14 protein-coding genes are annotated in these 13,471 nt (G+C 65.3%); 2 read left to right on the forward strand and 12 right to left on the reverse strand.

Going from position 1 to position 13,471, the window contains the following annotated elements:
• Nucleotides 1–8: 8 nt before the first annotated feature.
• The 6 genes from waaA to ACFPQ5_RS18380 all read right to left on the reverse strand — a co-directional run bounded on the left by waaA (nucleotide 9) and on the right by ACFPQ5_RS18380 (nucleotide 5,996).
• Entirely contained in the window at nucleotides 9–1,277 is a 1,269-nt protein-coding gene (waaA, locus tag ACFPQ5_RS18355; RefSeq protein WP_379758990.1) for a lipid IV(A) 3-deoxy-D-manno-octulosonic acid transferase, read from the reverse strand.
• Nucleotides 1,274–2,254: a lipopolysaccharide heptosyltransferase I gene (waaC, locus tag ACFPQ5_RS18360; protein ID WP_379758993.1), complete on the reverse strand. Its 981-nt coding sequence runs from the start codon at nucleotides 2,252–2,254 to the stop codon at nucleotides 1,274–1,276. The genes waaA and waaC overlap by 4 nt, the downstream gene beginning before the upstream one ends.
• 14 nt (nucleotides 2,255–2,268) lie before the next feature.
• Nucleotides 2,269–3,654 carry a phosphomannomutase/phosphoglucomutase gene (locus tag ACFPQ5_RS18365; RefSeq protein ID WP_379758996.1) on the reverse strand — a complete coding sequence of 462 codons (1,386 nt, stop codon included), beginning with the start codon at nucleotides 3,652–3,654 and terminating at the stop codon, nucleotides 2,269–2,271.
• A gap of 191 nt (nucleotides 3,655–3,845) precedes the next feature.
• Complete coding sequence (locus ACFPQ5_RS18370) at nucleotides 3,846–4,157, reverse strand: H-NS histone family protein (RefSeq protein WP_379760159.1); 312 nt, start codon at nucleotides 4,155–4,157, stop codon at nucleotides 3,846–3,848.
• Between the two features lie 77 nt (nucleotides 4,158–4,234).
• Nucleotides 4,235–5,335, reverse strand: a complete 1,101-nt coding sequence (locus tag ACFPQ5_RS18375; RefSeq protein ID WP_379758999.1) for a glycosyltransferase family 4 protein — start codon at nucleotides 5,333–5,335, stop codon at nucleotides 4,235–4,237.
• Nucleotides 5,336–5,789: 454 nt separating this feature from the next.
• Nucleotides 5,790–5,996: a hypothetical protein gene (locus tag ACFPQ5_RS18380; RefSeq protein ID WP_379759002.1), complete on the reverse strand. Its 207-nt coding sequence runs from the start codon at nucleotides 5,994–5,996 to the stop codon at nucleotides 5,790–5,792.
• A gap of 316 nt (nucleotides 5,997–6,312) precedes the next feature.
• Between ACFPQ5_RS18380 and ACFPQ5_RS18385 the strand changes: the two genes are divergently transcribed.
• Nucleotides 6,313–7,158, forward strand: a complete 846-nt coding sequence (locus tag ACFPQ5_RS18385; RefSeq protein ID WP_379759005.1) for a symmetrical bis(5'-nucleosyl)-tetraphosphatase — start codon at nucleotides 6,313–6,315, stop codon at nucleotides 7,156–7,158.
• On the opposite strand, the gene ACFPQ5_RS18390 is transcribed toward ACFPQ5_RS18385, so the two are convergent.
• From ACFPQ5_RS18390 to ACFPQ5_RS18415, 6 genes are read right to left on the reverse strand one after another with little or no spacing between them, the layout of a single operon-like run.
• Nucleotides 7,155–7,907 carry a lysophospholipid acyltransferase family protein gene (locus ACFPQ5_RS18390; protein WP_379759008.1) on the reverse strand — a complete coding sequence of 251 codons (753 nt, stop codon included), beginning with the start codon at nucleotides 7,905–7,907 and terminating at the stop codon, nucleotides 7,155–7,157. The two genes, ACFPQ5_RS18385 and ACFPQ5_RS18390, sit on opposite strands and share 4 nt — an antisense overlap.
• A 43-nt stretch (nucleotides 7,908–7,950) precedes the next feature.
• On the reverse strand, nucleotides 7,951–9,231 hold the full coding sequence (locus ACFPQ5_RS18395; RefSeq protein WP_379759011.1) for a dihydroorotase: 1,281 nt from the start codon (nucleotides 9,229–9,231) through the stop codon (nucleotides 7,951–7,953).
• 11 nt (nucleotides 9,232–9,242) lie between these two features.
• On the reverse strand, nucleotides 9,243–10,220 hold the full coding sequence (locus ACFPQ5_RS18400) for an aspartate carbamoyltransferase catalytic subunit (RefSeq protein WP_379759013.1): 978 nt from the start codon (nucleotides 10,218–10,220) through the stop codon (nucleotides 9,243–9,245).
• On the reverse strand, nucleotides 10,201–10,731 hold the full coding sequence (gene pyrR, locus ACFPQ5_RS18405; protein WP_379759016.1) for a bifunctional pyr operon transcriptional regulator/uracil phosphoribosyltransferase PyrR: 531 nt from the start codon (nucleotides 10,729–10,731) through the stop codon (nucleotides 10,201–10,203). Before pyrR ends, ACFPQ5_RS18400 begins: the two co-directional genes overlap by 20 nt.
• Nucleotides 10,718–11,110: a Holliday junction resolvase RuvX gene (ruvX, locus tag ACFPQ5_RS18410; protein ID WP_379759019.1), complete on the reverse strand. Its 393-nt coding sequence runs from the start codon at nucleotides 11,108–11,110 to the stop codon at nucleotides 10,718–10,720. The genes pyrR and ruvX overlap by 14 nt, the downstream gene beginning before the upstream one ends.
• 15 nt (nucleotides 11,111–11,125) lie before the next feature.
• A complete protein-coding gene (locus ACFPQ5_RS18415) occupies nucleotides 11,126–11,779 on the reverse strand; it encodes a YqgE/AlgH family protein (protein WP_379759022.1) in 654 nt (217 codons plus the stop codon).
• Between the two features lie 198 nt (nucleotides 11,780–11,977).
• On the opposite strand from ACFPQ5_RS18415, the gene ACFPQ5_RS18420 reads away from it, so the two are divergent.
• Nucleotides 11,978–13,435, forward strand: coding sequence for a cryptochrome/photolyase family protein (locus ACFPQ5_RS18420; protein WP_379759025.1), 1,458 nt, complete (start codon nucleotides 11,978–11,980; stop codon nucleotides 13,433–13,435).
• Nucleotides 13,436–13,471 lie beyond the last annotated feature (36 nt).

A 13,471-nucleotide genomic window follows, 5' to 3' on the forward strand; every position in this document is an offset into this window, starting at 1 on the left:
ATCAAAACCTAATCGAATTCCTGTTGCAAGAGTTCAACAGTGCGCAGGGTCGCGCCACGATGACGGCTTGCGAAAGCGGCCGCGGCGGCGCCCATCTGCGTGCGCGCATGCGCGTCGCATAGCAGGCGCACGGCCTGCGCCGCCAGGCTATCCGCATCGGGTACGCGCAGCGCCCCGCCGGCCGCGACCGCTTCCTCGGTCGCATCGAGGAAATTGAAGGTGTGCTCGCCGACCAATACCGGCTTGCCCAGCGCGCAGGCCTCGATCAGGTTCTGTCCGCCCAGGGGCAGCAGACTGCCGCCGATGTAGGCGCAATCGCAGGCAGCGTAATACGCGAACATTTCGCCCATCGAGTCGCCGAGCAGCACGTCGGCATCGACGGCAGCGCCGGTCATCTCCGAACGCCGCTGCAGCGACAGGCCGCGCGCGCGCACCAGCTGCGCGACCTCGTCGAAGCGCTGCGGATGGCGCGGCACGATGGCCAGCAGCGCGCGCTGCGGCTTGTCCTGCAGGCGCGTCCAGGCGTCCAGGATCAGAGACTCTTCGCCTTCGCGCGTGCTGGCGCACAGGAAGACCGGGCGCTCCTTGAAACGCTCGCGCAGTCGGGCGCCGGTATCGAGCACGGCCTGCGGCGGCACCACGTCGAACTTGATGCTGCCCGTGACCACGACCTTCGGCGCGCCGAGCGAACGGATGCGCGCCGCGTCGTCCCCGGTCTGCGCCGCGACGACCGTGATCGCGCGCGCCGCGCCCGACATCAGGGTGCCGAAACGCTGGCCGCGGCGCAGCGAGCGTTCCGACAGGCGCGCATTGACCAGCGCCACCGGCACCCGCTGCGCGGCACAGCCGGCAATCAGGTTCGGCCACACTTCGGTCTCCATCAGGATGCAGATGCGTGGCGCAAAATGGCGCAGGAAGCGGCGCACCATGAAGCCGGTGTCGTAAGGCAGGTAGGATTGAATGACGCGTGCGCCATGCTGCGCGAACAGCGCGCGGCCGGTGGCGCGGCCGGTCGGGGTCATGTGGGTCAGCAGCACGCGGCTGTCCGGCCATCGCGCCAGCAGGGCTTCGACCAGGGGCTGCGCGGCGCGCGTCTCGCCCACCGAGACCGCGTGCACCATGAAGGTCAGCGGCACGCGCGGCACGCCTGGATAAAAGCCGAGGCGCTCGGCCCACTGCGCGCGGTAGCCGGGCTCCTTGCGTCCGCGCCACCACAGGCGCGCCAGCACGATGGGCAGCGCCAGCCACCACAGGAAGGAGTACAGCGTGCGGTTCATTGCGCTTCCAGCAGGCGGCGCGCGGCGGCGATCACCTCATCGCTGGAAGGCGGCGCGCCCTTCTCGCCCAGGTTGAGGATGCGCGGCGACCAGTTGCCTTCGGTCTTCCATTTCGGCGAGTCGGCGTAGATCTCCACCGTCGGCCGGTAGAAGGCGGCCGCGATGTGGGTCAGGCCGGTATCGACGCCGATCACCAGCGCCGCCTGCTGCGCCAGCGTCACCGCATCCATCATCGACAGCTTCGGCAGCACGCGCGCGTTCGGCAGGTGGGCGGCGAGCGCCTCGGCTTCGCGCTTTTCTCCTTCGGAACCCCAGGGCAGCAGCACCGGCATCGGAGACAAGGCGCGTCCGGTGGCGATCCAATTTTCAGGCGCCCATTTCTTGGCGTCGCGCGCGGTGCCATGGAAGAAGACGGCGTACGGCTCGCGCGGCAGCCAATCGGGACGCTGCGCGGTGTCAGGCGGCGGCAGGCCGAAGTCGGGCGGGGTATCGACGGCGTAGCCGAGCGCCGCACCGGCCACCAGGCGCCCACGCGCGACCGCGTGCGTGCGCGGATCGAGCGGGATGCTCTCGGTATGGAAGATGCGCGAGATCCCTTCGTAGCCGGAGCCCTCGCTGCCGTTGGCCAGGCCGACCTTGCGTCCGCCCTTGCGCACGCGCGCGGCGCCCATGATGATCCCGGTCTTCAATAAACCCTGGGTGTCGAACACGAGGTCGTATTCCTCTTCGCGCAGGGTGCGGAAGAAGGCCTTGATCTCGGCGCGCACGGCGGGATTGCGCAAGCCCTTGCGCCAGCGCCGCAGCGCGAACGGAATGACCTTGCGGACGTGGGGATTGAGGCGCACGAGGCTGACATAGCCCTCTTCCACTACCCAGTCGATCGTCGCCTGCGGGTGGCGGCGCAGGAGGTCGGCCACCATCGGCAGGTTGTGCAGGACGTCGCCCAGGGACGACACCCGCACCAGCAGAATCTTCATCTCTTTAAATCGCGTCAGAACGGCAGTTTGGCATCCGGCTTGGCGGCCAGGATCACGCTGCGGAACTCGTCCTGGATGCGCGCCAGCGCTTCCGGGTTCTCGCCTTCGAAGCGCAGCACCACGACCGGGGTCGTGTTCGACGAGCGGGCCAGGCCGAAGCCATCCGGGTACTCGACGCGCAGGCCGTCGATGTCGTTGATCTTTTCCGAGCTCGGGAATGTTGCGTCGGTACGCAGCTTGTCGATCAGCGCGAAGTTCTCGCCCTCGTTCAGGTGCAGGTGCAGTTCCGGCGTGCTGATCGCCATCGGCAGCGCGTTCAGCAGCGCCGACGGATCGTCGGTTTTCGTCAGCAGCTCGAGCATGCGCGCGCCCGAATACAGGCCGTCGTCGAAGCCGTACCAGCGGTCCTTGAAGAAGATGTGGCCGCTCATTTCGCCGCCCAGCGGCGCACCGGTTTCCTTCAGCTTGGCCTTCACCAGCGAGTGGCCGGTCTTGTACATCAGCGGACGGCCGCCGTGCTGTTCGATGTACGGCGCCAGGTGGCGCGTGCACTTCACGTCGTAGAGGATTTCGGCACCCGGGTTACGCGACAAGACATCGGCCGCAAACAGCATCATCTGACGGTCCGGATAAATGATGTGGCCATCCTTGGTGACGATGCCGAGGCGGTCGCCGTCGCCGTCGAAGGCCAGGCCGATCTCGGCGTCGCTGGTCTGCAGCGCGCGGATCAGGTCCTGCAGGTTTTCCGGATGCGCCGGGTCCGGATGGTGATTCGGGAAGTGCCCATCGACTTCGCAGAACAGTTCCATGACCTCGCAGCCCATGCCGCGGTACAGGTCGCCCGCGAAGGCGCCGGCGACGCCGTTGCCGCAGTCGACCGCGATCTTGATCGGACGCGCGATCTTGACGTCCTTGATGATGCGTTCGAGGTAGGCGGCGCGGATGTCGTGGGTGCTATAGCCGCCCTTGACCGCTGCGCTGCCGCCGTCGTGCGCCTGGATGCTGTCGTAGAGGCCGGTGATGGCCTCGCCGTAGATCGCCTCGCCGGCGAGCACCATCTTGAAGCCGTTGTAGTCCGGCGGGTTGTGGCTGCCGGTGACCATGATGCCCGAGCGGGTGCCTTCCAGCACATTGGTGGCGAAGTAGACCATCGGGGTGGCAACCATGCCGAGGTCGACGACGTCGACGCCGGCGGCCTGCAGGCCTTCGGCCAGGGCTGCAGCCAGGCTCGGGCCCGACAGGCGGCCATCGCGGCCGATTACGACCTTGCGCTCTCCCTTGGCCAGCGCCGCCCGGCCGAAGGCCTGGCCGATGCTGCGTGCCACGCCGGCGTCGAGCGTGCTGTCGATCACGCCGCGAATGTCATAAGCCTTGAAAATCGTTTTTGAGAGAGCAACCATGTTCTACCTTGAAAAGTCGAGCGCCGCCATGCTTGCCGGCCCGCGCAGTCGAACAGCGCGAAGAGCGGCCAACGCCAATGATGAGAGGATGACAAAACAGGGGGTATTGTAGCGGCAAGCGCGGCCATCGGGGAAACCGCTGGCCGGCCAGGGTGCGTTACCCGCGAGCGCCGGTAACGATGGGTAAAAATTTAAACGCGCAGCTTGTCCAGGGATTTGCCACCCTCGACCCATTCTTTCACCCATTTCGGCTGGCGGCCGCGGCCAGTCCATTGCTGCGACGAATTGTCCGGGTGACGATAACGCACTGCGACCGAACCCGTTTTGCTTCCGCGCGCAGGAGTATTGATCAGGTCTTTCAGCGGCACGCCCACCTTTTGAGCAATTGCCAGGATCTGCTCGCGTGCCTGCTGCACTTCCTGGTGCTCGCGCTGTTTCATTTCCTGTTTGATTTGCTCCTGCAGGTTGCGCAAATCGCCAATCGACATATTTGACAGATCCATCATCGTTCCTCGAAAGTTGGGTTTAGTCCAATTCAGGTGAATTCTCACCAAATGTCGCAATATACTACATTGGCAATTTATTGCCAGTCCTTCTTGCGCGAAATCAGCCATCTAGGGGACTTGAATCGAACAATACGCGCATACAACCACAGATAGCTGATTACGAACAATAAACAGAATACTATCAAGACGATTGTATTTTTCCAGAACAATGTAGCAGGGATGACGGCCATCAGTGAAAACAACCACAAATAAGGTGATGTCCTTGCATTTCGCTGCAGCAGAGCCCGCGCTTCTTTTTTACCGACAGTCCACCTGACAATACGCCTGAAAATAAGGCTGTGCAAGTGAATACCGTCGGGAACCGCAGGAGATTTTCCGCGCACAAACATACGTCGGTAAGCGGAAAAGATTGTTTCAAATGCAGGATAAATCAAGAGCAATGCCGCGTACCAGGTCGACACTTCCGGGTTGCGCATTACCAGCAGCAGGGCCAGCTCGCCGAGCATGAATCCAATGAAATAGGCGCCGCCGTCGCCAAGGAAAATCAGGCCGACCGGATAATTCCAGATCAGGAAGCCGGCCGTGGCGCCGGCGACCATCAAGGCCGTAATCAGGATGAACATGTCGTCCACCTGCAGCGCCACATAGGCCAGCGACAGCAGCATGCAGATCGTGACCATGCTGGCCAGGCCATTGAAGCCATCGATGATATTCACGGCATTCGCAATCCCCGCCACCGCCAATACCGTCAGCGGGAAGGCAATCCAGCCTGAGGCGAGGATGACGAGGCCGAATGGCAGGTCGATGCGTTCGATCTTCGCATCGAGCATCAGGTAGGCCAGCATGGCGCCGGCCATCGTCAGCAACAGCCGGCGCGAAGGACGCACCGCCCCCGTATAGTCTTCCAGCACGCCGCCGAGAAAGGCGATGAAGGCGCACAACAGCAGCAAGGGCAGCGTTTGCAGCGGCACCGGCTGGCGCGCGATCGAGATCGCGGCGGCCAGCACCACCGACAGATAGATCGGCAAGCCGCCGATCCGGGCCACCAGGTGCATATGCGCCCGTTGCACGCCCTTGTAGTCGGTATCGAGAGCGAGGCCGCGCAACTTCGCCTGCTTGATCACAAGCAGGGTCAGCAGGGCCGAGCAGACGAAGCTGACGAAGAAGGAAAACATGGGTATCCCGCGGTTCCACAGCGCATCAGGCGGCCGCTCAGGCGCTGCGGCAGCGGTAGACGATGCACGTTAGCGTGCATGCATAGAGGCTGGTTCTATTCTAACCGGATAAGCATCCTCATCACGGGCACGTCAGTGTAGCGTCTGCACAGTGTTGGAAATTGCGCCAAATCGCGTGTGGCGGCGTGGCTGCAACGCAAAATGCGGCGCCGTCGCAACGCCCATGGCGGCCGGTTTATTTCAGTACGCCTTCCTCAGGCAATGGCAGCAGGTATTGGCGATATCGGGTATGCCGCACCGGTCCGGCATTGCAGCTGCGCCGCGTCGATTCAGCCCATCTGGAATGCCATTTCTTCGGGCATCGCGCCTTTCAGCCCTGGCGTCCCATCAGTCCGAGCTGCAATCGCCCGCCCGACAGATAAGCCTGGTTAATATCGGTGATTTCGCGTGAGCCTCAGGCCGAGAGAAGCAGGCTGGCCGCAATGGCGCATACCCCGCCATCGCCGAAATACGGCCCGGTCACCGTATAATGCGATTTCAGGACCTGCGGCTTTTCCTCGATCGACAAGGCCTTGCCGCCGGACTGGATTCGCTTACGCCATAAAGCAGGCGCGTTTGCCCGGGAGCGCGCTGCATGGCCTAATGCGGGGACAAACTCCATTGCGCTCCATCGCCCGGCAATTGCCGGAAGCAGTAAATTCCCGCGGTCGAGATAATCGGGAACCACCGAATTCCCGTCTGCATCAGCGTGGTCAGCCGATAATAAATCGTCGGCTGTTCATACACCGGCAATCGCCGCTTCGGATTCTGGCGCCGTCGTCGGATACGGCGCGTCTCCGCTCCGCGGCACGACGCCCCCCGGCAAAATCATTTAGTATGCCCCCACGGCACATCCGTCCGCATTACTGCGAGGGCGGCATTATCGAACAAAAATATCCGCCGCGGCAGCCATGCCCCAGGCGGCAGGAAACGAGCTTATGAAAACCTATGTCATCGGCGACCTGCAGGGTTGCGCCCACGAGGCCGAAGCCCTGCTCGACAAGATCGCCCGGGACGCCAGGGGCGACGCCCGCATCCTGTTTGTCGGCGACCTGATCAACCGCGGCCCGGAGTCGCTGCTGGCCCTGCGGCGCATGAAGGCGCTGGCCGAAAGCAGCGCCGGCCGCGTGGAGGCCCTGCTCGGCAACCACGACCTGCACCTGCTGGCGGTGGCCGCCGGCGCCCAGCGCGCCAGCAAATCCGACACCCTCGAGGAGATCCTGGCCGCGCCCGACCGCGACGAACTCATGGCCTGGCTGCGCCAACGCCCGCTGGCGATGTTCGTCGATGCCCACCTGCTGGTGCATGCCGGGGTCGCGCCGCAGTGGGATGCGGCGCAGACGATGGCGCTGGCGGGCGAGATCGAGGAGGTGCTGCGCGGCCCGGGCTGGATCGACTTCCTCGCCAACATGTACGGCAACCAGCCCGACCGCTGGGACGACAATCTGCAGGGCATTGAGCGCCTGCGCTGCATCGTCAACGCCCTTACCCGCATGAGGCTGTGCCTGCCCGACGGAACCATGGATTTCGCGCACAAGGAAAGCGAGAGCGGGCCGATCGGCTCCGGCCTGCTGCCCTGGTTCGATTTGCCGGGACGGCGCACCACCGACGTGACGGTGGTGTTCGGCCACTGGTCGGCGCTGGGCCTGATCCTGCGCCCCAACCTGGTGGGCCTGGACAGCGGCTGCGTCTGGGGCGGCAAGCTGACCGCCGTCTGCCTCGACGACCGTGGCCTGCTGCAGGTCGATTGCCCCGAGTACCGGCCGCACGCCGGCAAGACCTAGGCCTGCTCCGTGGCGGCTCCCGATAAGGCCGCCTGGATCGCGTCCTGTGCCGCCTGTGCCAGTTCGCGGCGATGGGCGCCGCTGCCCTCCAGGGGCGCCAGGCAGGCTACGCGCGCGCGCACCGGCGCGCCTTTCAGGATCGTGAGCAGGCTGTCGACGAAGGTCACCTCGCCCATGTAGTCGACGCTGCGGTGCCAGCCGCCGTTTGCATCGAGATAGGCCAGCGCGCAGGGCTGCAGCGCCACCTTCGCGTCGATCGCGGCCTCGAACAGGTTCGCATGGAAGGGCAGCACGCCGCCCTGCTGGCCGACCGTCCCCTCGGGGAAGAAGGCGACGCGCTCGCCCTGCTCCAGCACCGAAACGATCCCTTTAAAAATGTGGCGCAGTTCGCGCCGGTTGCCGCGCGCAATGAAGACCGTACCGGCGGCGCTTGCCAGCCAGCCGAGCACCGGCCAGCTGCGGATCTCGGCCTTGGCGACGAAGCGGCAGGGATGCAGCGAATTGAGGACGAAGATGTCGAGCCAGGAGATGTGGTTTGCCACGAACAGCGCATGTTCCAGCGCCGGCGCGCCGGGCGCGCTTTCCACGCGCACGTTGCAGATCGCCAGCAGGCGGCGCGACCAGCGCCGGGTCGCCTTGTCGCGCAGCGTGCGGCTGGCCCAGGGGAAGACGAGCGCGCAGGTCGCCAGCCCGGCCAGCAGGTGGACGGTCACGCGCGCAAGGCGCCAGGCGAGGCGAAGTCGGGTCATGAATGAAAAGCGGGGCTTTCGCCCCGCGCTTTGAACGCTGATGTTAACGCTGGTAGGCGATGCGTCCGCCGACGATGGTCGCCTGCACCTGGCCGCTCAGCTCATAGCCGAGGAAAGGCGTGTGCTTGCCCTGGCTGGCCAGGGCCGCGCCTTCGACCTTCCAGCGCGCGTCCGGATCGAAGACGACGATATCGGCTTGCGCGCCCACGCCCAGGCTGCCCGCATCCAGGCCGGCCGTACGGGCGGCGCTGGAGGTGATCAGCGCCAGCGCGCGCGGCAGCGCATCCTGGCCGCGCTGCTCCTGCGCCCATTTCAGGGTGAGCGACAGCAACAGCTCCAGGCCGGTGGCGCCGGGCGAGGCTTCGGCGAAGGGCAGCAGCTTCTCGTCGTCGTCGACCGGAGTGTGGTCCGAGCAGACGGCGTCGATGGTGCCGTCGAGCAGGCCGGCGGTGATCGCATCGCGGTCGCGGCCACTCCTCAGCGGCGGCGTCAGGCGCGCGTTCGAATCGAAGAAGCCGATGTCGGCGTCCGTCATGTGCAGGTGGTGCACGCCGACGTCGCAGGATACGGGCAAGCCTTCCTTCTTGGCGGCGCGTATCAGCTCGAGGCCCGCGCTTGACGAGATGCGGCACAGGTGGACCCGGGCGCCGGTCGAGCGCACGAGTTCGAAGATCGTGTGCAGCGCGATGGTCTCGGCCATGACGGGCACGCCGGACAGGCCCAGGCGCGACGCCAGCGGGCCGCTGTGGGCCACGCCGCCGCGGCCGATATGCGCATCCTGCGGACGCAGCCAGACCGTGTAGCCGAAGGTTTTCGCGTACTGCAGAGCGCGCAGCAGGACGTTGGTGTCGAGGATCGGCACCTCGGCCTGGGCGAAGCCGATGCAGCCGGCTTCGGTCAATTCCGCCATTTCCGTCAGCGCTTCGCCTTTCAGACCCATGGTCAGCGCGCCCAGCGGGTGCACGTGGGCCAGGTCCAGGTTGCGCGCGCGGTGCTTCAGCATCTCGACCAGGCCGGGTTCGTCCAGCACCGGGTCGGTGTCGGGCGGGCAGACCAGGGAAGTCACGCCGCCCTGCACCGCTGCGCGCATTTCGGATTCCAGCGTCGCCTTGTATTCGTAGCCCGGCTCGCGCAGGCGCGCCGAGAGATCCACGAGGCCGGGCGCGACCACGAGATTGGTGGCGTCGATGGTCTCGTCGGCGGTGAAGCCGGCCGGCGCGTCGCCGATAGCGGCTACCTTGCCGTCCACGACGAACAGGTCCGCCACGCGGTCGATGTTGTTTGCCGGGTCGATCAGGCGCCCGTTCTTGATATGTAGTTTCATCCGTGCGAAGTTCACGCCCTGCCTCCCGCCAAAATACTCATCACCGCCATGCGCACCGCAATCCCGAAGGTCACCTGCGGCAGGATCACGGCCTGCTTGCCGTCGGCCACCGCCGAGTCGATCTCGACGCCGCGGTTCATCGGCCCCGGGTGCATCACGATCGCGTCCGGCTTGGCCAGCGCCAGGCGCTCGGGCGTCAGGCCGTAGCTCTTGAAGTACTCCTGGGCCGAAGGCAGCAGCGCGCCCGACATGCGTTCGTTCTGCAGGCGCAGCATGATGATGACGTCGACATCCTTCAGGCCTTCGTCCATGTTGTTGAAGACCCGCACGCCCATGTGTTCGAGGCCGCCCGGCAGCAGGGTTTGCGGGCCGATGGCGCGCACTTCCGGCACACCGAGCGTCGTCAATGCATGGATGTCCGAACGCGCCACGCGGCTGTGCAGGATGTCGCCGACGATGGCCACGCGCAGGTTCGTGAAGTCCTGCTTGTAATGGCGGATCGTGTACATGTCGAGCAGGCCCTGGGTCGGGTGCGCATGGCGCCCGTCGCCGGCGTTGACGACGTGGATGTCGTTCTGGCCGCTGTCGTTCAGGTGCTTGGCGATCAGGTAGGGCGCGCCCGACTGCGCGTGGCGCACCACGAACATGTCGGCGTGCATGGCCGCCAGGTTGTCGATCGTGTCGAGCAGCGACTCGCCCTTGGTGGTCGAGGAAGCCTGGATGTTCAGGTTGATGACGTCAGCCGACAGGCGCTTCGAGGCGATCTCGAAGGTGGTGCGGGTACGCGTGCTGTTTTCGAAGAACAGGTTGAACACGCTTTTGCCGCGCATGAGCGGCACCTTCTTGACCTCGCGGTCGGAGATGCCGACGAAGCTCTGCGCCGTGTCGAGAATGTGGTTGATGATGGCCTTGGGCAGGCCTTCGATGGTGAGCAGGTGCTGCAGCTCGCCGTGTTTGTTCAGTTGCGGGTTATTGTGCAGAATCGGCATTGTCTTCTTCGATCGTGAGCGAGAGTTGGCCGGACGCGTCGCGTGCCAGCGACAGCAGTTGCGCGCCTTCGAGCGTGGTGGTCACGCCGACGAAGTCGGGCGCCACGGGCAGTTCGCGCCCGCCGCGGTCGGCCAGCGCCGCCAGCTTGATGCAGGCCGGGCGGCCGTAGTCGAACAGCACGTTGATCGCCGCGCGCGTGGTGCGGCCCGTGTAGAGCACGTCGTCGACCAGCAGGATGGTGGCGCCGTCGACGTTGAAGCCGATGTGGGTCGGCTTCACGTCCGGATGCAGGCCCTTCTTCGCGTAGTCGTCGCGGTAGAAGGAGACGTCGATGAAGCCGAGCCGGCTTTTCAAATCGAGGTCGCCGGCCAGGCGTTCGGCCAGCCAGGCGCCGCCCGAATGGATGCCGACGATGGCGGCGTCCGGCACGTCGGCCAGGCCCGCGCGCACCTGTTCGAGCAGGGCGCGATACAGCGCCTCGGCATCGAAGTCTTGTTTAGTTGTTGGCATGATCGTCAAAGTACTGTTGCAAAATGATGGCGGCGGCCTTGGCGTCGATGATCTCGCCGCGCTTGGCGGGGATCACGGCCGACGAGTAGCGCTCGTCGACCAGCTCGACCGGCAGGTTGAAACGGCCGTTCAATTGATTGGCGAAGCGGCGCGCACGCAGGGTCATGTCGTGCTCGGCGCCGTCGGGATGGCGCGGCTCGCCGACGACGAGGCGCGCCGGGCGCCATTCGTCGATCAGCTTGCCGATGGTGCTGAAACGGGTGGCGTTGTCGATGGCCTTGATGACCGTGAGCGGCTGCGCCTGCCCGGTCAGCGTATTGCCCATCGCGATGCCGATCCGCTTGATGCCGAAGTCGAAGCCTAGAACGATATCAACCATCGATATCAACCAACATCACGCATGGCCGGCCTCGGTGGCGAGCATCATCGGGTCGATGCCCAGGAGTTTGATGGCGGCGGTGTAGCGCTCCTCGATCGGCAGGTCGAACAGGACGTGGGCGTCGGCGCCGACGGTGAGCCAGCCGTTGCGCGAGATTTCTTCTTCCAGCTGACCGGGGCTCCAGCCGGCATAGCCGATCGACACCAGCATGCGCGCGGGACCGGCGCCGCTGGCGACCGCCTCGAGCACGTCGATCGAGGTGGTGAAGGCGACTTCTTCGGTCACGTTCAGCGAGGAGGAATAGCGTCCGCCCGGGCTGTGCAGCACGAAGCCGCGGTCGTCCTGGACCGGGCCGCCGAACATGATCGGCTCGTCCACCACCTGCGCGCGCAGGCCTTCGGCCACCTTCAGGTCGATGCGGTCGAACAGCACCTCCATCGTCATGTCGGTCGGCTTGTTGATGACGACCCCGAGCACGCCTTTCTCGTTGTGCTCGCAGATATAGACCACCGCGCCGCCGAAGATCGGGTCATCCATGGAAGGCATGGCGATGAGGAAATGATTGGCCAAATTCAAGCCTGATGGCGCCGGGCCGATATTGCCGAGCGTTTCGCTTGCCTGCGGCAGGCCGGCCATGGGCAGAGTTGTGCCGATTTTACTTTTCTTCATACGCTGACTCTCTGTTGGCTCGCTCTACAAGTATCCAGACAACAACATTGGACTTTTCGATAGTTTACACTGAAACGCGCCAGCGGCCATTTTGGGGCCGTTGCGCGCGCGGCGAATGACCCGCTATTCGGCACAAACGAAGACGCAACCCTTCGATCCTAGCCCGTAAAATGGGGCGCCCTGTTGACTGAAAACACGATGATTCCGAAAAGCAAGAGCCTGGTCTGGTTCCGGCGCGACCTGCGCGCTTTCGACCATGCCGCCCTGCATCACGCCTTGCGCGATGCCGTCCAGGACGGCGGCAGCGTCGCCTGCGTCTTCGTGTTCGATACCGCCATCCTGGCCGGCCTGCCACGCGACGACCGCCGGGTGCGCTTCATCCACGCCAGCCTGATCGAACTCGACACCGAACTGCGCAAGCTGGGCGGCGGCCTGATCGTGCTGCACGGCGCGGCGCGCAGCGAGATCCCGCGCCTGGCGGCCCAGCTCGGGGCTGGCACGGTGTACGTCAACGAGGACTACGAACCGGACGCGATCGCACGCGACGCCGAGGTGGCCGACGCTTTGCAGGCCGAGGGACGCACGCTGCTGCGCTTCAAGGACCAGGTGGTCTTCGAAAAAAGCGAAGTGCTGACGCTGGCCGGCGGCATCTACGGCGTGTTCACCCCGTACAAAAATGCCTGGCTCAAGCGCCTCGAGGCGCAGCCGGACAGCATCGCGCCTTGGCCGATCGAACCGTATGCGGCGGCCCTGGCGCCGGTCCCGTTGACGCCCTTGCCCACACTTGCCGCGCTCGGCTTCGACGACGGTCCCCTGCCCGCCGCGGCCGGCATGAGGGGCGCAAGCGACGCCTTCGAAAGCTTCCTGCCGCGCCTGGCCGACTATGGCACCGCGCGCGATTTTCCGACGCTGGACGCGACTTCCCGCCTGTCGGTGCACCTGCGCTTCGGCACCACCTCGGTGCGCCACCTGGTGCGGACATTGCGCCAGATGATGGCCAATGGCGCGGGCGGCGCCGGCGCGCCGGTGTGGCTGTCGGAACTGGTCTGGCGCGACTTCTACGCGATGGTCCTGTTCCACCATCCGCACATCGCGCAGGCTTCGTTCAAGCCGGCTTTCGACGCGGTCGCATGGGAAGCGGGCGACGCCGCCTCGGCGCTGTTCGCGGCCTGGTGCGAGGGATGCACCGGCTATCCGCTGGTGGACGCGGCGATGGCGCAGCTGAACACGACGGGCTTCATGCACAACCGGCTGCGCATGGTGACGGCCAGCTTCCTGGTGAAGGACCTGGGCATCGACTGGCGCTGGGGCGAGCGTTATTTTGCGCGCCGGCTCAATGACTACGACCTGGCGTCGAATGTCGGCGGCTGGCAGTGGGCGGCGTCGACGGGCTGCGATGCGCAGCCGTGGTTCAGGATTTTTAATCCGACCACGCAGTCGCAGAAGTTCGATAAGAACGGAGAGTTCATCCGGCGGTATTTGCCGCAGCTGAGCAAGCTCGATGCGCGCGATGTGCACGCGCCGTGGCTGGTGCCGGAGGATGAGTTAAAGGCGTGCGGGATCGTGCTGGGGGAGGATTATCCAAGGCCTGTCGTGGATCATGCGGAGGCGCGGCAGCGGACCTTGGAGCGGTTTGCCGTTGTTAAAGGCGGGTGACGCGGTCGGGTGTGCGTGGGCACGAACGCGTGGAGT

This window comes from Massilia suwonensis, from assembly GCF_042655665.1.
Lineage (GTDB): Bacteria > Pseudomonadota > Gammaproteobacteria > Burkholderiales > Burkholderiaceae_D > Telluria > Telluria suwonensis.